This is a genomic window from Burkholderia sp. AU17457 (assembly GCF_002223255.1).
In the GTDB taxonomy this organism is placed as follows: Bacteria; Pseudomonadota; Gammaproteobacteria; order Burkholderiales; family Burkholderiaceae; genus Burkholderia; species Burkholderia sola.
The window spans coordinates 2,030,936-2,051,223 of record NZ_NKFB01000005.1; the positions used below are offsets into that span (position 1 = coordinate 2,030,936).

The 20,288-nt window shown below is 65.1% G+C and carries 13 protein-coding genes; 9 read left to right on the plus strand and 4 right to left on the minus strand.

Annotation, left to right across the window (positions count from 1 at the left end):
- Positions 1-101 precede the first annotated feature (101 nt).
- From CFB49_RS26415 to CFB49_RS26480, 8 genes are all read left to right on the plus strand, one after another.
- On the plus strand, positions 102-752 hold the full coding sequence (locus CFB49_RS26415) for an NADPH-dependent FMN reductase (protein WP_069621783.1): 651 nt from the start codon (positions 102-104) through the stop codon (positions 750-752).
- Between the two features lie 235 nt (positions 753-987).
- Positions 988-1,206 (plus strand): hypothetical protein, encoded by a 219-nt coding sequence (locus CFB49_RS26420; RefSeq protein WP_006480563.1) that lies wholly within the window; start codon positions 988-990, stop codon positions 1,204-1,206.
- Positions 1,207-1,300: 94 nt separating this feature from the next.
- Positions 1,301-2,203: an aminomethyltransferase gene (locus CFB49_RS26425; RefSeq protein WP_089492716.1), complete on the plus strand. Its 903-nt coding sequence runs from the start codon at positions 1,301-1,303 to the stop codon at positions 2,201-2,203.
- A gap of 958 nt (positions 2,204-3,161) precedes the next feature.
- Complete coding sequence (locus CFB49_RS35965) at positions 3,162-9,854, plus strand: ESPR-type extended signal peptide-containing protein (protein WP_143329322.1); 6,693 nt, start codon at positions 3,162-3,164, stop codon at positions 9,852-9,854.
- Between the two features lie 113 nt (positions 9,855-9,967).
- Positions 9,968-10,636 carry an OmpA family protein gene (locus CFB49_RS26465; RefSeq protein ID WP_089492717.1) on the plus strand — a complete coding sequence of 223 codons (669 nt, stop codon included), beginning with the start codon at positions 9,968-9,970 and terminating at the stop codon, positions 10,634-10,636.
- A 386-nt stretch (positions 10,637-11,022) separates the two neighbouring features.
- On the plus strand, positions 11,023-12,168 hold the full coding sequence (locus CFB49_RS26470; protein ID WP_089492718.1) for a DUF2827 domain-containing protein: 1,146 nt from the start codon (positions 11,023-11,025) through the stop codon (positions 12,166-12,168).
- Between the two features lie 14 nt (positions 12,169-12,182).
- On the plus strand, positions 12,183-13,337 hold the full coding sequence (locus tag CFB49_RS26475) for a DUF2827 domain-containing protein (RefSeq protein WP_089492719.1): 1,155 nt from the start codon (positions 12,183-12,185) through the stop codon (positions 13,335-13,337).
- Between the two features lie 28 nt (positions 13,338-13,365).
- Complete coding sequence (locus tag CFB49_RS26480) at positions 13,366-14,502, plus strand: DUF2827 family protein (RefSeq protein WP_089492720.1); 1,137 nt, start codon at positions 13,366-13,368, stop codon at positions 14,500-14,502.
- 24 nt (positions 14,503-14,526) lie between these two features.
- On the opposite strand, the gene CFB49_RS26485 is transcribed toward CFB49_RS26480, so the two are convergent.
- From CFB49_RS26485 to CFB49_RS26495, 3 genes are all read right to left on the minus strand, one after another.
- Positions 14,527-14,943 carry a hypothetical protein gene (locus CFB49_RS26485; protein WP_179234952.1) on the minus strand — a complete coding sequence of 139 codons (417 nt, stop codon included), beginning with the start codon at positions 14,941-14,943 and terminating at the stop codon, positions 14,527-14,529.
- Between the two features lie 71 nt (positions 14,944-15,014).
- Entirely contained in the window at positions 15,015-15,818 is an 804-nt protein-coding gene (locus tag CFB49_RS26490) for an EAL domain-containing protein (RefSeq protein ID WP_069620671.1), read from the minus strand.
- A gap of 786 nt (positions 15,819-16,604) precedes the next feature.
- Complete coding sequence (locus CFB49_RS26495) at positions 16,605-17,747, minus strand: DUF2827 domain-containing protein (protein WP_089436992.1); 1,143 nt, start codon at positions 17,745-17,747, stop codon at positions 16,605-16,607.
- Between the two features lie 203 nt (positions 17,748-17,950).
- Between CFB49_RS26495 and CFB49_RS36475 the strand changes: the two genes are divergently transcribed.
- On the plus strand, positions 17,951-18,223 hold the full coding sequence (locus tag CFB49_RS36475) for a hypothetical protein (protein WP_179234948.1): 273 nt from the start codon (positions 17,951-17,953) through the stop codon (positions 18,221-18,223).
- Here CFB49_RS36475 and CFB49_RS26505 read toward each other — a convergent pair.
- Positions 18,154-20,268 (minus strand): phosphocholine-specific phospholipase C, encoded by a 2,115-nt coding sequence (locus tag CFB49_RS26505; RefSeq protein WP_089492722.1) that lies wholly within the window; start codon positions 20,266-20,268, stop codon positions 18,154-18,156. The two genes, CFB49_RS36475 and CFB49_RS26505, sit on opposite strands and share 70 nt — an antisense overlap.
- Positions 20,269-20,288 lie beyond the last annotated feature (20 nt).

The following is a 20,288-nucleotide window of genomic DNA, read 5'->3' on the forward strand; positions in this document are numbered from 1 at the left end:
ATATCGATAGAACGAAAAGTCGTTTTCAGAGTGGCGACGGGGTCGTTACCATCTGGTTTTAAGCCTGTGCTTAGCCGGGCAAGCCACTCCAGGAGCGCCCCTTGACTGCATTCGATCAACACCGCCGCCCGTTCGTCGTCGGCATTGGCGGAACCACCCGGGCCGCGTCGTCCACCGAACGCGCGCTGTCGTTCGCACTGCGCGGTGCGCAAGCCGCCGGCGCGCGCACGCGCCTGTTCGACGGCCCGTTCCTGCATACGCTGCCGCACTACGCACCCGAGCACAAAACGCTGACCGACGCGCAGCGCGAGCTGATCGACGCCGTGCGCGAGGCCGACGCGATCATCATCGCGACGCCCGGCTATCACGGCGGCGTGTCCGGCCTCGTGAAGAACGCGCTCGACACGCTCGAGGAACTGCGCGCGGACGACCGCCCGTATCTCGACGGCCGCGCGGTCGGCCTGATCGTCACCGCGTACGGCTGGCAGGCGGCCGGCACCGTGCTGACGTCGCTGCGCTCGATCGTCCATGCGCTGCGCGGGTGGCCGACGCCGTTCGGCGCAACCGTCAACACGCTGGAAACGCGCTTCGAAAGCGCCGATAGCTGCTCGGATCCGAAGGTCGTCGCGCAACTCGAGACGGTCGGCGCGCAAGCCGCCGAATTCGCGCTCGCGTTCGCGTCGCATCGTGCGGCCTCGCATGCGGCATCGGTCGATGCGCTCGCGCCCGTGCTGAAGGTCGCCAACCAGTAACCTCCGCATTCCGCCGCGCCCCTTCGGTCGACACGATTCGACGCAGGTGCGCGGCGCGTCTTCCGACGCGCGGCGATGTGCCGGGCGCGCCCGTCTCGCCTCTCGAACACATCGTTCGCGCGTACCGCCCCGATAACGATTCAGCCCGCCGCATGATTTGCATTGGCCGAAAGATTGGTTCACGCGGCCGGCAGGTTTTCGTACGCTGAAAGTCCGAACTTTTTACGCGCACGCCATGAACCGTACGATCCGCTACAAGGGCTATGAAGTCGCTCCCGCTGCCGCCCGGTTGCCGAACGGGCTGTTCGCCGCCAACCTGACGATCGAACGCGCGAGCGGCGGGCCGTCGCCGCGCTCCGTGTCGTTCGACGCGATCGATTTCTTCTTCGAGGAAGAGCACGCCCTCGCGTACGCCTCGCGCTGGGGCCGCCTCTGGGTCGACACGAACGCGTGACCGCGCGGGGCCGGCGTGCACATGGCCACTCGAAAATACGCGATGACGGAAGCTGTGCAAGAATCTTTCGATCCGTAATCGCATAACAATAGCCATGACCGACACGCTGCAGGACGAGCATGCCGCGGCAGATCACGCGATGCGCAACTGGACCTTCGAGAGGCAAGGCACGGTCCGGATCGGTTCCGATGCGCACAAGCAGATGTTCTGTCGGATGCTGCTCGACACACACAATCCGTACAAGCCGGCGGTAATCGACTGGCCGGCGCTCCAGCCGGCCGAACTCAGACGGCTCACGTCGCTGCCGATCTGGGACATCGCGGTGCAAACCGAAGGCCGCGCGTCGATTCGCGTCGCGACCTACGCCGCGACGGTCGACGATCCGCTGCTGCGCCGCGCGCTCGAGATGGACGGCGGCGAGGAAGCCCGCCACAAGGTCGTGCTGTCGAAGCTCGTCGAGGCGTACGGCATCCGGCTCGCGCCCGAGCCGGCCTACCCGGCGCCGACCGATCCCGAATGGTCGTGGATGATGACGGGCTTCAGCGAATGCATCGACAGCTTCTTCGCATTCGGCCTGTTCCGCTCCGCGCAGCGCTCCGGTTATTTCCCGCCCGAGCTCGTCGAGACCTTCGAGCCCGTGATCCAGGAAGAAGGCCGCCACATCCTGTTCTTCGTGAACTGGTACGCATGGTACTGGCGCACGATGCCGTGGTGGCGCCGGCCGTGGTTTTTCGCACGTGTCGCGGCCGTGTGGGTGCAACTGATCCGTGATCGCATGAACATCGCGCGCGGCATCGATGCCGACGGCGCCGCCCGTGACGCGAATTTTCCGGCGACCGGCACGGCCGATATCGGCGATGCGCTGAACCCGCGCGAACTGATCGAGCTGTGTCTCGTGGAGAACGACCGGCGGATGGCCGGTTACGACAAGCGCCTGCTGCGTCCGATGTTCGTGCCGCGGATGGCGCGGCTTGCGCTGCGGTTTCTGAAGAAGTGAAGTCAGGCGCTTGCCGCGGGTGATGCGGCAAGCGTCCGAATGGGCCCACGCCCGCTCGGGTGTGGCGCGCCCGATACATTCGACCCCTCCCTCTTTTTCCTCGACACGTCGGGCGCCAGCGGCATGGCGGGCACATCGCCGCCCTCCGGATCTGACATTTCAGCCACCGCCGCTCCCCTCGACGCTCGGTCTCTGACGGCCTGTCGACACCCCGCGAAACGCCCGCCGCGCGCGCGCCCGCTCGAGTTCCGGCATGCGCGCCGATTCCGCGCTGATACCGATGTCAATGCGATCGTCAATAGGACAAAACCGATAAATTGACGCGAATCGTTTCCTCTGTCGCCTCTGTAGCACTTTTTTACAACTTCCACGGTCCGGGCAGGCCGCAACGCCCGCCGCTCGGGCCCCTGCGCCGCGCGAGATGCGCAAATCAGCACAAACCAATACGCTCGACATCCGACCAATCCAATTATCAGATAACCAGCCAATACCAAGAACAATTCGATTCAAACAAAAATATTAACAAGTTAATAAAATATCAAAAGCATTATTCGCAAACCCACCTTTCAACATTACAAACATGAAAGACTTCGACTGCGCGCAAACGTTTGCGGCCTCATTCATCTTACTTTTATGCCTCTGAGTTGTGTTATCCACCGCACACAACCATCGTAACCATTTGATTTTTATAGAAAATCACCCTCATTGCCGGAGTAGTCCGTGGGCTGCCCGACACAATCTCACATCCTTGACATTCGCTTTTCTCCAGCACATCAAAACGCAGCGTATTAACCATTCTTTAACTTTAAAACCACTTCATTTATCACTGTTTATCAATCTCCAAAATCGACCTCCAATAAACTCCGCCCATCAATTTTGAGATTCGCGCGAGCGCACGGAGCAATCCTCTAACAAAAGAGACCGGTGTGTGGCGTGCACATTTGGAGGTAGGTAGGACATGAACCGCACATACCGCTCGATCTGGAACGAGGCACTTGGCGCCTGGGTCGCTGCATCGGAAATCGATTCGGCACGGGGCAAGCCGAACAAGTCGGCCGTCGTGGTCGCCGCCGTCGCGGCGCTGGCGATCAGCCTGCCCGGACTGGCCGAAGCCAATACGCTCAACACACAGCAAACCTGCTTCACCGGAAGCAACGGCGCGGTCGGCCGCGTCAACCCGGGTGGTACGCAAAACCAGGCCGGCGACGGCTCCGGCACGTATTCGGTCGTAGCCGGATGTAACTCCAACGGCAACGGCTGGACTGGTGTCACGGTATACGGCTCGTTCGCGCAGGCGACCGGCAACGGTGCCGTCGCCACCGGCATGCAATCGTCGGCCGGCCTCTGGGGCGTCGCGGCCGGCCTCGAAACCACCGCCAGCGGTGCCGGCGCGACCGCACTCGGCTTCGGCTCGACGGCGAACGCGCTGAACTCCGTCGCGATCGGCGGCGCAGGCGGCAACGGAACGACGCCGCTGTCGCAGGCAAACTCGACCATCGCTTCGGGCGCGGGCGCAGTCGCCATCGGCAGCAACGCAACGAAGGGCGCGCAGTCCGCCGCGTCGGACGGCATCGCGATCGGCGGGCAGTCGTCCGTCGCGTCGGCCGCCACGTCGGGTATTGCAGTCGGCCGCGGCGCGACCGTCAACGGTGCATACGGCATCGCGCAAGGCGACGGCGCGGTTGCGGGGGTCGCGGGGAACACCTCGATAACGAATAACGTCGCAGTCGGGGCTGCAGCATCTTCGACAGGTGGCAATGCAATTGCACTGGGTGGTGGCGCCAAGGCATCCGGGGCCAACAGCATGGCAACTGGCTTCAACGCAAGCGCCACCGGGCCCACGAGTTACGCGGCCGGCTTTGCTGCGGTTGCGTCGAACACGGATGCAACGGCTATCGGCAATCAAGCCACTGCAAGTGGTGCACAGGATACCGCCATCGGTGTGACGGCCGTTGCGTCGGGCGGGAACGGGATCGCGCTCGGCAACAAAGCGGCCGCAACGGCCGCGAATGCAACCGCCGTCGGTGCGACCGCTACCGCGTCGGCCGGACAAGCCTCGGCATTTGGCCTCGGCGCGAATGCAAGCGGCACGAACGCAACGGCGCTGGGTATCGGAACCGTCGCGTCGAATTTCGCTACGCTGGCTGCCGGCAATCAGTCGACCGCCGCGGGTTCCGCCGCTGTGGCACTGGGAAATACTTCAACGGCGGGGGCGAATTCGTCGGTTGCAATCGGCGATACCTCGAGCGTGTCGTCGACGGCCGGTTTGGGTTCAACGGCGATTGGTTACCGTTCGACTGTCAAGTCCGGGGTCGGCGCCGTTGCGATCGGCAGTCAACAGACCGCGAGCGGTAACGGCGCGGTGGCGATCGGCGATCCGAACATTGCGAACGGCACGGGTGCCGTGACGCTGGGTGCAAACAACGTCGCCGCAGGCAACGCGGCGGGAACGACGGCCGCGAACGGCGCCGTGGCAATCGGCAACAGCAACAGTGCGATCGGCCAGGGCTCGGTTGCACTGGGCAATAGCAGTACGACTACGGCGGCCGGCGGCATCGCGATTGGCGATACCGCAGTATCCGGCGCGACGAATGCACTGGCATTCGGGGCTGGCGCCAATGCGAACGTGACGGGCTCGGTTGCGCTCGGCCCAGGTGCGACCACGACCGCTGCCGCCGGTACAGCGACGGGCGGCACCGGTGCTGTCAGCAGCACGACGATCGGAAGTCAGACATTCGGTACCTATGCCGGCGCGAATTCGGCCGCTGGCGTTGTGAGTGTGGGCGCCGCCGGTTCCGAGCGCCGCATCCAGAATGTGGCGGCCGGCTTGATCGGTGCAAGCAGCACGGACGCGATCAACGGCAGCCAGCTTTACGCGGTGGCCAGCACCACGACGTCGAGCATCGTCAGCTTGTCGACTTCCACGTCGACGGGTCTGTCGTCGGCGAATAGCTCGATCGCCTCGCTGTCGACGTCGACTTCGACCGGCATCAGCTCGCTGTCCACCGGCCTCAGCTCGGCTAACAGCTCGGTGACGTCGCTTTCGTCGTCCACGTCGACGGGCCTGTCGTCGGCGAATAGCTCGATCACATCCCTGTCGACGTCGACTTCGACCGGCATCAACTCGCTGTCCACCGGCCTCAGCTCGACCAACAGCTCGGTGACGTCGCTTTCGTCCTCCACGTCGACCGGCCTGTCGTCGGCGAATAGCTCGATCACGTCCCTGTCGACGTCGACTTCGACTGGCATCAACTCGCTGTCCACCGGCCTCAGCTCGACCAACAGCTCGGTCACCTCGCTTTCGTCTTCCACGTCGACGGGCCTGTCGTCGGCCAACAGCTCGATCACGTCCCTGTCGACGTCGACTTCGACCGGCATCAATTCGCTGTCCACCGGCCTTAGCTCGGCTAACAGCTCGGTGACGTCGCTTTCGTCTTCCACGTCGACGGGCCTGTCGTCGGCCAACAGCTCGATCACGTCCCTGTCGACCTCCACCTCGACCGGCATCAATTCGCTGTCCACCGGTCTCAGCTCGGCAAACAGCTCGGTCACCTCGCTTTCGTCTTCCACGTCGACGGGCCTGTCGTCGGCTAACAGCTCGATCACGTCGCTGTCGACGTCGACGTCGACCGGCATCAACTCGCTGTCCACCGGCCTCAGCTCGACCAACAGCTCGGTCACCTCGCTTTCGTCCTCCACGTCGACGGGCCTGTCGTCGGCCAACAGCTCGATCACCTCGCTGTCCACCTCGACTTCGACCGGCATCAACTCGCTGTCCACCGGCCTTAGCTCGGTCTCGACGAAGACAGACAACCTGGGTAACAGCACCGCGTCAGCACTGGGCGGTGGTTCGACGTACGACCCGACGACGGGCAAGGTCTCGGCTCCGGCGTACACCACGTACAACGCGAACGGCACGACATCGACGGCCAACAGCGTGGGCTCGGCGATCAACAACATCAACAGCCAGGGCATCAAGTACTTCCACGCGAACTCGACCGGCGCCGACAGCACCGCGACGGGCACCGACGCCGTCGCCATCGGCACCGGCGCCGTCGCCGGCACGAACAACTCCGTCGCGCTCGGCGCGAACTCGGCGACCGCCGCGGCCACCCCGACGAGCAGCGCGACCGTCAACGGCGTGACGTTCGGCGGATTCGCCGGCGCCACGCCGGTCGGCACCGTCAGCGTCGGCGACCTCAACAAGGAACGGCAGATCACCAACGTCGCCGCCGGCCAAGTAACCGAGACCAGTACCGACGCCATCAACGGCAGCCAGCTTTACTCCGTCGCCCAACAAGTCGGTACCGCGACCAGCGCCATTTCGTCGCTGTCGACGTCGACTTCGACGGGTCTGTCGTCCGCGAATAGCTCGATCACCTCGCTGTCGACTTCGACTTCGACGGGTATCAATTCGCTGTCGACCGGCCTCAGCTCGACCAATAGCTCGGTGACGTCGCTGTCGACCTCCACGTCGACCGGCTTGTCGTCGGCGAATAGCTCGATTGCGTCCCTGTCCACGTCGACCTCGACCGGCATCAACTCGCTGTCCACGGGCCTCAGCTCGACCGATAGCTCGGTGACATCGCTGTCGACCTCCACGTCGACCGGCTTGTCGTCGGCGAATAGCTCGATCACGTCCCTGTCCACGTCGACTTCGACCGGCATCAACTCGCTGTCCACCGGTCTCAGCTCGACCAATAGCTCGGTGACGTCGCTGTCAACCTCCACCTCGACCGGCTTGTCGTCGGCGAATAGCTCGATCGCGTCGCTGTCCACTTCGACCTCGACCGGCCTCTCGTCGGCTAACAGCTCCATCACGTCGCTCTCGACCTCGGCGTCGACGGGCCTCTCGTCCGCCAACAGCTCGATCACGTCCCTGTCGACTTCGACATCGACCGGTATCAATTCGCTGTCGACCGGCCTCAGCTCGACCAACAGCTCGGTGACGTCGCTGTCGACTTCCACGTCGACCGGCTTGTCGTCGGCGAACAGCTCGATCACCTCGCTCTCGACCTCGACCTCGACGGGTATCGGCTCGCTGTCTACCGGCCTGAGCAGCACGAACAGCTCGGTGTCGTCGCTGTCCACGTCCACCTCGACCGGCATCAACTCGCTGTCCACGGGCCTCAGCTCGACCGATAGCTCGGTGACGTCGCTGTCGACCTCTACGTCGACCGGCTTGTCGACGGCCAACAGCTCGATCACCTCACTGTCGACGTCGACCTCGACGGGTATTAATTCGCTGTCGACAGGCCTCAGCTCGACCAATAGCTCGGTAACGTCGCTGTCGACCTCTACGTCGACCGGCTTGTCGTCGGCCAATAGCTCGATCACGTCGTTGTCCACGTCGACCTCGACCGGCATCAACTCGCTGTCGACAGGCCTTAGCTCGACCGATAGCTCGGTGACGTCGCTGTCGACTTCCACGTCCACCGGTCTCTCGTCGGCTAACAGCTCCATCACGTCGCTCTCGACTTCGACCTCGACGGGTATCAATTCGCTGTCGACGGGCCTCAGCTCGACCAATAGCTCGGTAACGTCGCTGTCGACCTCTACGTCGACCGGCTTGTCGTCGGCCAATAGCTCGATCACCTCGCTGTCGACCTCGACCTCGACCGGCATCAACTCGCTGTCGACAGGCCTTAGCTCGACCGATAGCTCGTTGACGTCGCTGTCGACTTCCACGTCCACCGGTCTCTCGTCGGCTAACAGCTCGATCTCGTCGCTTTCGACTTCGACCTCGACTGGCCTTTCGTCGGCCAACAGCTCGATCACGTCCCTGTCCACGTCGACCTCGACGGGCCTCTCGTCGGCCAATAGCTCGATCACGTCCCTGTCGACCTCGACTTCGACCGGCATCAACTCGCTGTCCACCGGCCTGAGCAGCACGGACAGCACGATCGTGTCGCTGTCCACGTCGACGTCGACCGGCATCGGCTCGCTGTCCACCGGCCTGAGCAGCACGAACAGCTCGGTGGCATCGCTGTCCACGTCGACCTCCACCGCGATCAACGCCGCGAAGACGCACTACTACAGCGTCAACGACAACGGCGTGCAGCAAGCCAACTACGACAATACGGGTGCAACGGGCACCAACGCCCTCGCCGCCGGCGTGAACGCCAGCGCGGCAGGCGCGAGCAGCGTCGCAGTCGGCGACGGTTCGAACGCGCAGACGGCAGGCGCGGTCGCGATCGGCCAGAGCGCATCGGCAACGGGCGGCAAGGCCGTATCGATCGGCTCCGGCAACACGGCGTCCGGCGATGGCGCGGTCGCGATCGGCGATCCGAACGTGGCAACGGGCACCGGCGCCGTGGCGATGGGTGCGAACAACACGGCGACCGGCGACGGCACGGTGTCCCTCGGCAACCAGAACACGGCAACCGGCGCCAGCGCGCTCGCCCTCGGCAGCTCGAACCAGGCCACCGCGGACAACACGATCGCACTGGGCAGCCAGGCCACGGCCAGCGCCGCCGGCGCACAGGCCTACGGTTCGGCCGCCAAGGCCACGGCCGCCGACGCGCTCGCCTTCGGCACGAACGCGCAAGCGAACGTCGCGAACTCGATCGCACTCGGCGCGAACTCGGTCACGGCGGCAGCCGTCGGCACCCCGAGCGCCACGATCGGCGGCGTCACCTACCCGTTCGCGGGCAGCTCGCCGGTCGGCGTGGTGAGCGTCGGCGCACCGGGCCAGGAACGCCAGATCACGAACGTCGCCGCGGGCCGGATCTCGGCCACGAGCACGGACGCGATCAACGGCAGCCAGCTGAACGCGACGAACAACGCGCTCAACACGCTGTCGACGTCCACCGCGTCGAACGTCGCGTCGCTGTCGACCGGCATCAATTCGCTGTCGACCGGCCTGAGCACGACGAACAGCAACGTGGCCTCGCTGTCCACGTCGACCTCGACCGCGATCAACTCGCTGTCGACGGGCCTCAGTTCGACGAACAGCAACCTCACGTCGCTGTCCACGTCGACCTCGACCGGCCTCGGCTCGCTGTCGACCGGCCTGAGTTCGACCAACAGCACGGTGGCCTCGCTGTCGACTGGCGTGACGAACATCAACAACCAGTTGAATCAGTTGTCGACGACGCTCAACAACAACACCACGCGTGCGGCGAACAACAACGGCGTGGCGGCCGACATGAACGGCACCGGCAACGATCACCCGACCGTCACCGCCGGCTCGAACTCGGCGGCGATCGGCGCGAATTCGACGGACGGCGGCCGTTCGAACGTGGTGTCGGTCGGCAGCGACACGCAGCAGCGCCAGATCACGAACGTCGCGCCGGGTACGCAAGGCACCGACGCGGTGAACGTGAACCAGTTGACGCAGGTGCAGACGACGCTGTCGACGGCACTGTCGGGCCAGCAGGCACAGATCAACTCGCTGGGTTCGCAACTGCAGCAAACCGACCAGATGGCGAAGCAGGGTATCGCGGCCGTCGGCGCGATGGCGTCGATCCCGCAACTCGACCGCGACGCCAACTTCGGGATGGGCGTGGGCACGTCGACCTTCCTCGGTCAGAAGGCGATGGCGGTCAGCATGCAGGCGCGTATCACGGAGAACCTGAAGGCGTCGGTCAACGGCGGCTTCAGCGGCGGTCAGAAGGTGATCGGCGCCGGCATGCTGTATCAGTGGAAGTAACGCGTCGCACCGCCCGCGCGTCCGGCTTGCCAGCCGGACGCCCGCGGCGCCGACGGCAGGACGAGCCCGCCGCGCGGCGGGCCTCGGTCAACCCAAGTTTTAAGGACGTCACCGTGAACAAACTCGCTTTTGCGCTCGCGCTTTCCGCAACGGTCCTCGCCGCGTGCTCGACCGCATCCGGCCCGACCTTCAGCGCCTCCGAACTGCAGCCGCGCGACGGCGTGCGCACCTTCCAGGTGGACTGCCACGGCCTGCTGTCGGGCCCGCAGACCTGCATGAAGGCCGCCCGCAAGATCTGCGGCGACGAGCCCGTGCGCGCCGTCGACTCGGCCCGCGCGCTGCGCGACAAATCCGATCCGGCCACGCTGGTCTTCCAGTGCGGCGCCGCGCCGGCCGAGGCGGCCTCGAGCGCCACACCCGCACCCGCTGCCGCGGTCGTCGAACGCGTGAACCTGTCGGGCGACGCGCTGTTCGCGACCGATCGCGCGACGCTCGCGCCGACCGCGCGCGAATCGCTGGACCGGCTGCTGAGCGAGCGCGCCGAGCGCACGTACTCGCTGGTGACGGTCACCGGCTTCACCGACTCGGTGGGCAGCGACGACTACAACCTCGCGCTGTCGAAGCGCCGCGCCGAATCGGTCGCCGCCTATCTGAAGGCGCATGGGCTGAAGACCGATTCGATGACGGTCTCGGGCCGCGGCAAGGCCGATCCGGTCGCCTCGAACGCGACGCCGGAAGGCCGCGCCAGCAACCGTCGCGTCGAAATCCGGCTGCAGCACTGACGCGCCTGCGGCCGCCCATGCGGTCGCGCGATCCGGCAGGCCGCAGCGCCGCGCCGGAATTCCGCCGGACCGCCGGGCGCCGCAACGCCTGCGCCCGTTCCCGTTGAGCGCCGGCTATGTCAAAGTTCGTCACGCGCCGCCAAAACCGGCGGTTTCCATGCCACAATCGCCGCAAACAGTCGCCAGGGCAGCCTGCCCGACGCGCGCCGTGCCACGCGTGCCCGACGACACGCCGGAATCCGGCTGCCGCCTTCGCGAATCTCGTCGCCCGATTCGCGCACCGCGGCGCACCGGCGCGAATCCAACCATGACGATCCACGGCGCGCCGCTGCCGGCCAGACGCTCGACGCGATGCCGGACGCACGACGCCGCAGAGGAAACAACCGGTGACAGACATCAATGAAGCCGCCGCGGGCGGCACCCGCAAGCAACGGCCGGCGGTCGGCATCTCGCTGTTTGCGCGCGACGGCCAGGCGATCTGGGAAAACGGCATTCACCAGAACATCGCATTCCTCGCGATGATGCTCAAACGCTCGGATCGCGTCGGCCCCGTCTATTTCCTGAACGGTGGCGACGCCAACGCACTGCCGGCCGGCCTCGAACTCGACGGCCTCGACATCCCGCTCGTGAAACCCGCCGACGTCACGCACGAACTCGACGTCGTGATCGAAATGGGCGCGCAGTTGCCGGTCGAATGGCTCCGGCACATGAAGGCGCTCGGCAAGAAGACCGCCGCGTTCTTCTGCGGGCACGTGTATGCGGGGCTGGGCGAAACGCCGATCTTCGGGAAACCGTCGGGGCATGTGTTCAACGGCGCGCCGTTCGACGAAGTGTGGCTGCTGCCGCAATACGACAAGACCGCCGCGCCGATGCTGCGGACGATCCTGCGCGCGCCCGTCCACCTGATGCCGCACATCTGGTCGCCGTACTTCCTCGAGCGCCGCGTGGCCGCGCTCGCCGACGAAGGCGCGACGTTCGGCTATCGGCCCGGCCAGCGGCCATGGAAGCTCGCGATGCTCGAGCCGAACATCTCGGTCGCGAAGTCCTGTCACTACCCGATGCTCGCGTGCGACGAGCTCTACCGCGCGCGGCCTGATGCGGTGCAACACATGTTCGTCGTCAACTCGATGCACATGAAGGAGCATCCGACCTTCGTGCACTTCGCGAACAGCCTCGATCTCGTGCGCCAGCACAAGGCGACGTTCGAGCCGCGCATCGACCTGCCAAGCTTCATGGCGCGCCACGCGGATGCGGTCGTGTCGCACCACTGGGAAAACGGCCAGAACTATCTGTATTACGACGTGCTGTACGGCGGCTATCCGCTGATCCACAACTCGACGCTGATCGGCGACGCCGGCTATTACTACCCGGACTTCGACGCCGCCGCCGGCGGCCGCGCGCTGCTCGAGGCGTGGCTGCATCACGACGAACGCGTCGACGACTATCGTGCGAAGGCCGACCGGCTGCTGCACTCGGTCTCGATCGACAACCCCGCGAACCTCGACGCGTTCGTCTCGCGTCTGGTCGCCTGAACCGGAGCATACGCATGTCGGACTCCAATGCCCGTCAAGCGCCCGGCGAGGGCAAGCGTCTCGTCGTCGGCGTGTCGCTGTTCGTGCGCGGCGCCGGCCAGTCGCTGTGGGAAAACGGCATTTTCCAGAACTGCCTGCTGCTGATCCTGCTGCTGCGCCAGTCGCCGCTCGTCTCAGATGCCGTGATGGTGAACGGCGGCGAACAAGTTGCCGATCCACAGATGATGCTCGGCGAGTGGAACGTGCCGCTGCTGTCGATGGACGAAGCGCTCGAGCGCTGCGACGTGCTGATCGAAATGAGCGCGCAGTTCGGCGCGGACTATCTGCGCGCGTTCCGCGAGCGCGGCGGCAAGGTCGTCACGATGCGGGTCGGCAACGACTATGTGATCGACATCGAACGCGCGATGTTCGACAAGCCGTCGGGCTTCCTGTTCTCGGGCGCGCCGTACGACGCGGTGTGGACGATCCCCGAGTTCGAGCGCTCGTGCCTGCACTACTACCAGACGGGCCTGCGCGCGCCGGTCACGATCGTTCCGCACATCTGGCATCCGATGCTGTTCGACAAGGCGCGCGCGACGCTCGGCGCCGGTTTGTCGTTCGGCTATCAACCGGGCAAGCCGCGCTGGCGCGTGACGATGTTCGAGCCGAACATCTGCATGGTGAAGACGAGCATCATTCCGATGCTGGTCACCGAGGAAGCCTACCGCGCGAATCCGGCATTCCTCGAATTCGTGCGCGTGTGCAACACGATCCACCTGAAGGATCACGCGACGTTCATCCACTTCGCGAAGAGCCTCGACATCGTGAACCACGGCATCACGACGTTCGAAAGCCGCTATGCGGTGTACGAGTTCATGGCCGCGTACGGCGATGCGGTGGTGTCGCACACGTGGGAGAACGCGCAGAACTACCTGTATTACGAGCTGCTGTACGGTGACTATCCGCTGATCCACAACTCGCCGTTCCTCGGCAAGGCCGGGTATTTCTATCCGGATTTCGACTGTCAGGCCGGCGGCCGCGCGCTGCTGCAGGCGTTCGCCGAGCACGACGCGAACCTCGACGCGTATCGCGAGCAGTCGAAGCACGTGCTCGATTCGGTCAGCATCTACAACCCCGACAACGTCGCGGCCTATACGGACGCGATCGCCACGCTCTATCGCGACGCATGACAGATCCTCGCCCCACGGAGCCGAGCCGATGAAACTCAATGTCGCGATAACGATCAACGTGCAGCGCGACGCGACGCAGTCGATCTGGTACAACGGCGCAAACCAGCACTGCGTGTACCTGTACATGCTGCTGAAGCAATCGCCGTTGATCGGTGAAGTCTGGCTCGCGCACGACGACGGCATCACCGGGTATCCGCAGGCGCTGATGATGGACGCGTTCGGCGACGCGCTGCGGCCGCTGTCGGCCGTCGTTCGCCAGACCGACCTGCTGATCGAGATGAACGCGTTCGTCGATCCGTCGCACACGGACGTCGTGCGCCAGCGCGGCGGCAAGTGCGTGTCGTATCGCTTCGGCAACGACTACGTGATCGCGGTCGAGACGATCAACTTCGAGAAGAACGACTGGCGGCCGAACCCGCACCGCGTGCAGTTCGACGAGATCTGGACCAATCCGCAGCACATGCACACGTGCGCCGCGTATTTCCAGGCCGTGTACCGCGCGCCGGTGATCGAGCTGCCGCATATCTGGTCGCCGTATTTCATCGAGCGCAGCCTCGACGCGGACCCTGAACTGAAGGCGCGCTTCGGCTATCGCAACCACGGCCCGGCCAAGCGCATCGCGTTCTTCGAGCCGAACCTGAACGTCGTGAAGAGCGCGATCGTGCCGATGCTCGCCGCGAATGCGTGCTACGTCGAGCATCCGGAGCTCGTCGAGCACGTGTACATGACCAACACGTTCGACAAGAAGGAAAACGTCGCCTTCAAGCATCTCGCGCTCGGGCTCGAGATGGTGCGCGACGGCAAGGCCACCGCCGACGTGCGCGCGCCGTTCGTCGCGTGGGCCGCGCATCACACCGACATCGTCGTGTCGCACCACTGGGAAAACGGCCTGAACTACCTGCTGTACGACGCGCTGTACGGCAACTACCCGCTCGTGCACAACTCGCCGTTCCTGCGCGACGTCGGCTACTACTATCCGGACTTCGAGATCTTCGATGCGGCGCGCGCGATCGCGACCGCCGCGCAGACGCACGACGCACGGCTCGACGACTACGCGGCGGCCGCCCGCCACTGCCTGCACCAGGTCGACACGCTCGCCGAGCACAACGTCCGCGCCTATTCCACGCAGATCCAGCACCTGTTTGCCGGCCGCCCGCTCGGCTGATTGCCCGCGCACGCGCCGGTTGCGTTACGCCAGTACCCGGTCGCCGCTTTGTGCGGCGAACGCACGGCCATGCCGCCGCCCGATGCGCGCGAGCATCGCGAAACAACGGGCTGCCGGCCGGCCTGCGTCGGCCGATTGCCGGACGAGGCTGTCGGATACGCCGCGCGCGATCGCCGACTCGTCGCCGCACGCGCCGGCGATGACGCCCGCATAATAGTGCCGGGCCGCCAGCTCGCGGCCACCCGCATCGAGCAGGCTCATCCGCCGAATGCGGCGCGCGACGCGTGTCAGGCCGTCCAGACAGGGCGCGACGTCGATCGGCGCATCGGTCGATTCGGCGCCCAGTTGCCCCAGTATGTCGGCCAATTCGGCGATCGCGACCAGGTCGCGCACATCGGTTGCCTGCGTGCCCGTTCCGCCTCCGGCTTTCGTCCCCGCCATGCCCACGCTCCTTTTGCGACTCGTCCCGCCCCCGACGCGCACCCCGCGCGCCGCCCTGCCCGTTCCCGCGGTCACGCGGCGGCCGGCGATCGCCATGAAAAGCGAATGCCCTGCGCCCACGTGACGCCGGCATCCACGATCATCTGCCGGTCAGTCTCGCTTTCCACGCCTTCGACGACGACGTGCCGCGCACCTTCATGCGCAAACGCGATCAGCCGCCGGAACTGGTAGCGCCCGATCGCGTTGTGCTTGATCATCGACAGGATCGAGCGGTCGAGCTTCACGATGTCGGGATTGCCGACCACCAGATTGTTCAATGCACTGAAACCGACACCGAAATCGTCGATCGCGATCCGGCATCCGGCCTGCCGGAAGCGGTACACGAACGACCGGCCCGCGACGGGGTTCAACGGCCCCGTCTCCGTGATCTCGACGACCAGCCGCGCCGCCACCGACGGCTCGCGCTCGAGCCGCCTGAAAATCGCGAGCCACGCGTCGTCCACGACCGCACTTGCCGCCGCGACGTTGCAACCGTACACGGCGCCCGGATCGGCGCGCAGCGCATCGATCGTGCGGCCGACCACCAGCCGGTCGAACCAGCGCATCAGCCCGAGCGATTCGAGGCGCGGCAGGAAGGCGAGCGGCGGCAGCGCATCGCGCTCGCCCCACCGCAACCGCGCCAGGCGCTCCTCGTACAGCACGCCGCCAGACAGGTCGGCGCGGCACACGGGCTCGTGCGCGAATCCGAGCCGGCTTTCGACGAAACTGCGTACCGACGCAAGGTCGGGGTGATCGTCGCGCGCGCCGAACACGAGATCGATTTCGTCGCGATTCGCTTTCCGATTCGCCTCCTGGCGAGCTTCGACCGCATTCATCCGGCGCTCCGGCAAATGGCGAGCCGCCGATCGCGGCTCGACCTCAACACCCAGGCGGAACGCACCAACCTCGACGCGCTCCGCCGCCTACCCGGCCCATCCTGTATGTCGATTTTTTCCGGGGAGCGTACTGGTCGCTTCGGCGCCGTCAAATTCGATATTTTTACGATATTCGATTACTTGGAATACACCACGCGCGCACACTGCCGACAGTGCGACAGGTTACACAACGCAAATTACGCGAACCTCAAATCCGAATCACTTACTTTTTTTCATTCAGACGGCTTTATCCGAATCGTCTTTTCCCGAATTTGCCTGTTGCGAGAAACACGAAACCGTCAATTGATCAGATAAATACCATGCAATGAAGTAGCGCCCGCGCTCGATATGTCGGGGCGACATGCCGCTCTCCTTGCATGCGGTCTCCCGTGTCACGCGTGCCGCCGCGCGCCATTCGATCATTGCAGCACGCAATTTTCACGTTTCAAACGATATTATTAAATGCCTAACAGGAATATCCACTGCCTAACCGATAATACCAACTTCAATTATATGAAGATTATAGATCGAAACATATTTAACAATCTTTCCAACTTGTTAACCTATAAACTTGTTTTTGACGGACTTCCCTCGGAGCCGTCAATTTCGTGCCTTCAAAACCGACGAACCCATCGGGTTCGTCGGTTTCTTTTTTAACGGCATCATTTCGTCAGACATGAGGGCGGGACAAACCCGGCGGCGCAAGACGGGCGGGGCGCAACGAACGTGCGCCGCGGAAAACCGGCCTCAGGCGGCCGGCGCGCCGATCAGGTTCGCGAGCAGCGCGTCGTACTCGGCGACGAGCGCCGGATTCGCCGACGTGTAACGGCGAAGGATCTCGCGCTGGCGCCGCGCATACGCTTGCCAATCGTCGTCGTGCGTATGGAGCGCGCGCAGCAGCGCATCGGCGCCCTGCTGCACGTCGTTGTCCGGATAGTAGTAGCCCAGATCGGGCGCGAGACTCGCGTTGTGCACGAGCGGATAACCCTGCCAGCACACGTCGAAATAGAAATAGTTCAGCGGGTTCGACCATTGGTGCGACACGACGATATCGGTCAGGTCGGCCAGGAACAGCGGCGTATCGAAGCGCCCGACGAAGCTCGCCTTGCCGGCGCGCACGATATCCAGATAGTTCATCAGCATCACGAACTCTGGGCTGTCGTGTGCGAGGCGATCGGCGTTCGTCACGTGCGTGAAGCAGATCGCGTCGGGGTCGCGGCGATACGCTTCGTCGATGATCAGCATCGGATACACGCAGAACTTCACGACGTTGTGGTTCGGCTCCATCACCGTGAGCCGCTTGCCGGGCTCGCTGCGCGGCCGGTATTCGCCGTGCTCGGGCAGCGACTGCGCGCGCTCGGTCAGGAACATCGGATCCCACACGAACGGCACGACGCGCCCCGGACAGCGGCGCAGCGACTGCAGGAACGGCAGCGACGACGGCGCGATCTGCGGAATCGCCCACACCTCGTCGTAGCCGCGGTTGATGAACAGCGACTCCCACAACCGGCGGCCGAACAGCATCGACTCCATCGCGTTGATGTACTCGACCCCGCAGCAATAGCTGACGAGCTTCGCGCCGCGCGCTTTCAGGTAGGCCGTCTGCTCGCCATCGATCTGCCCGCCGAGTTCGATCACCACGTCGAGCGCATCCTTCATGTCGGCGAACGCGCGCGTGTCGTACACGCCGCGATCCCACGGCAGGGCGTCGGTCAGCGGCACGTCGGTCGTGTTGACCAGCGTCACACGGTAACCGTGCGGCGACGCCATCAACAGCTTCGCGAGGAACAGCGCGTTCTGCTTGATGCCGTTGATCCACAGGCTTTCGTCGGGGGCACGCAATCCGATCGTGATACCGATGCGCAGGCCGGTCAGGACAGGGGACGTCATCGTCGGCGGGATGGAAAGTTGAACGGGGATGGCATGGCGCATTCTAGCGGAGCGCCGGCCGCACACTGTCAGGGATGGTCAGCGGCCGGTCCGGCCGTGCCCATCCGCCCGACCGTTATGCGATGCTCGCGCCGCCCGGCAGCCGGTTTTTCTCGCGGCATTCGAGCGGGCAGCTGGCGACCTCACCGCACCGCGATCATCGAATGGAACACGACGCCGCGCAAGTCCTCCAGGTCCTCCACGACGAACCGGCGCGGCGCTCGCGGGAAAGCGCTTCCGGGCGGGGCGCCGCGCTGAAGCGCACCGTGCGAATCGCCGACGCGGCCGCCGCACCGTCATCGATCGGTAAACGCGACGCGCCGGCCGGATGCGACCGGCCGGCGCGTCGTCGCATCGGTTGCCGTCGTCAGATCGCCGCGATCGTCGGCGTGACGGCCGCCGGGTCGGTGATGCTCGGCTTGCCGGTTTCGACGTGACCCGCGATGCGGCGCGTCCAGCCGGCATTGCCCGCCACGGCGAACTGCAGGTCGTACCAGTGGCTGCTGCACGACAGGTCCCAATGCGCTTCGACGCGCTGCCCCGCCGGGACCGTCAGCGTGCGCGCCACACCGCCGTACGCGACATCGGTCGCCGTGACCGTGAGCGGGCCGGTGCCGGCATTGGCGATCGTCACGTAAACGTCGCCGTTCGCGGTGTCGTAGCACGGCATGATTTCAGGCTTGGCAGCGCCATCCGCGGCGGCCGAACCCGCGAAGCGCCGGAAATAGCCGTTGGGCCCCCACACGCTCACCAGGTAGTTGCCGTTCGCATCGAGCGCCCACGTATCGGTCAACTGCTTGCCCGCTTCGACCGTATAGCGGCGCGGCATCGCGATGGGGTCGCCCGTATAGACCCAGAAGTGCGCGCCCTGCGTGCCGGTATTCGCGAACGTCACCGCATAGCCTTGCGCCTGCAGCTGGCCGGTCACGTGCAATTCGTACGGTAGCGCGCGGGCCGGCCGCGTGCCGGGTTCCTGCGCGGTCACGATCTGCTGCGCGGTGCTGGCCGGCGCGGTCTGCGACGACGCGCGCGAGCATTGCAGATCCGCCTGCGCGACATACGCCTGCGTGCTCGGCAGGGTCGGCAGCGTCGCATCCGACTTCGAGAAGTCGAGCGCCGACGTCAGGTCGCCGCAGATCGCGCGGCGCCACGGCGAGATGTTGGTCTCCATCACGCCGAAGCGCTTCTCGATGAATTGCAGCACCGACGTGTGATCGAACACCTGCGAGCACACGAAGCCGCCCTTCGACCACGGCGACACGACGAACATCGGCACGCGCGGGCCAAGGCCGTACGGCAGGTTGTCGGCCGTATAGGTGCCGGCTTGCGTCGCGGTCACGACGTTGTGCCGCTCGAGCGATACGTCCACGGTGCTCATGCCCGAGCCGGGCAGCGTCGGCGCCGACGGCGGCACGACATGGTCGAAGAAGCCGTCGTTTTCGTCGTACATGATCAGCAGGACCGTCTTGCTCCACACGTCCGGATTGGACGTCAGCGCATCGAGGATCGTCGACAGGTAGTACGCACCGTACAGCGGCGTGAACTTCGGATGCTCCGAATACGCGGCCGGCGGCAGCAGCCACGACACCTGCGGCAGCGCATTCGCCTGCACGTCCGCTTTGAGCTGCGTGATCGGGCGCGTGCTCATCCCGCGCGTCTGCAGCGACGAACCGGCCGGCGCGTTCACGAAGTTGTTGAAGCACGCGAGCATGTTCGTGCCGTAGTTGCCGGTGAAGTTGTCGAACCCGGTGCCCTGCTGATAGATCTGCCACGAGATGCCGGCTTTTTCGAGCCGCTCCGGGTAGGTCGTCCAGTTGAAGGGCGGCAACTGGACCTTGTCGAACTGGTTGTCGATGTAGTCGGTGTTGTCGAGCAGCGGGCCGCCTCCCGTGCCGAGCGGATCGACCATGCCCGTCATCAGGTACATGCGGTTCGGGTGCGTGTTGCCCGGGATCGAGCAGAAGTAGTTGTCGCACACCGTGAACGCATCCGCGAGCGCGTAATGGAACGGGATGTCGTCGCGAACGTGATAGCCCATCGTCATGTTCGACTTCTGCACGGCCCACTGGTCCGCGCGGCCGTTGTCGATCGCGCCGTGCGTCGTCGCCCACGTATGCGGCAGGCCGCCGATACATTGCGCGTTGACGCCCGGGTTGGTCGTGTCGTAGCGGAACGGTGCGATCACGCTCGACTTGTCTTCCTGGCGCGGCTGGAACCACACCGGCTTGCCGTTCGGCAGCGTGACCGGGAAGCGGTCGTTGTAGCCGCGCACGCCACTCAGGTGTCCGAGGTAGTGGTCGAACGAACGGTTCTCCTGCATGAACACGACGATGTGCTGCACATCCTGGATCGTGCCCGTCACGGTGTTCGGCTCGATCGCCAGCGCCTTGCGGATCGATTCCGGCAGCAGTGCGGTGGCGGCGGTCGCGCCGGCGAGGCCGGCCGAGAACTTCAGAAAATCGCGTCGAGAATGGATGGCCATGCTGGTTGCGCTTGATGGGA

Excerpts from the sequence above, each read along its gene's own strand:
- CFB49_RS26420 (WP_006480563.1), top strand. The coding sequence starts at position 988 with ATGAACCGTACGATCCGCTACAAGGGCTATGAAGTCGCTCCCGCTGCC.
- CFB49_RS26425 (WP_089492716.1), top strand. The coding sequence starts at position 1,301 with ATGACCGACACGCTGCAGGACGAGCATGCCGCGGCAGATCACGCGATG.
- CFB49_RS35965 (WP_143329322.1), top strand. The coding sequence starts at position 3,162 with ATGAACCGCACATACCGCTCGATCTGGAACGAGGCACTTGGCGCCTGG.
- CFB49_RS26475 (WP_089492719.1), top strand. The coding sequence starts at position 12,183 with ATGTCGGACTCCAATGCCCGTCAAGCGCCCGGCGAGGGCAAGCGTCTC.
- CFB49_RS26480 (WP_089492720.1), top strand. The coding sequence starts at position 13,366 with ATGAAACTCAATGTCGCGATAACGATCAACGTGCAGCGCGACGCGACG.
- CFB49_RS26485 (WP_179234952.1), bottom strand. The coding sequence starts at position 14,943 with ATGGCGGGGACGAAAGCCGGAGGCGGAACGGGCACGCAGGCAACCGAT.
- CFB49_RS26490 (WP_069620671.1), bottom strand. The coding sequence starts at position 15,818 with ATGAATGCGGTCGAAGCTCGCCAGGAGGCGAATCGGAAAGCGAATCGC.
- CFB49_RS26495 (WP_089436992.1), bottom strand. The coding sequence starts at position 17,747 with ATGACGTCCCCTGTCCTGACCGGCCTGCGCATCGGTATCACGATCGGA.
- CFB49_RS36475 (WP_179234948.1), top strand. The coding sequence starts at position 17,951 with ATGGAACACGACGCCGCGCAAGTCCTCCAGGTCCTCCACGACGAACCG.
- CFB49_RS26505 (WP_089492722.1), bottom strand. The coding sequence starts at position 20,268 with ATGGCCATCCATTCTCGACGCGATTTTCTGAAGTTCTCGGCCGGCCTC.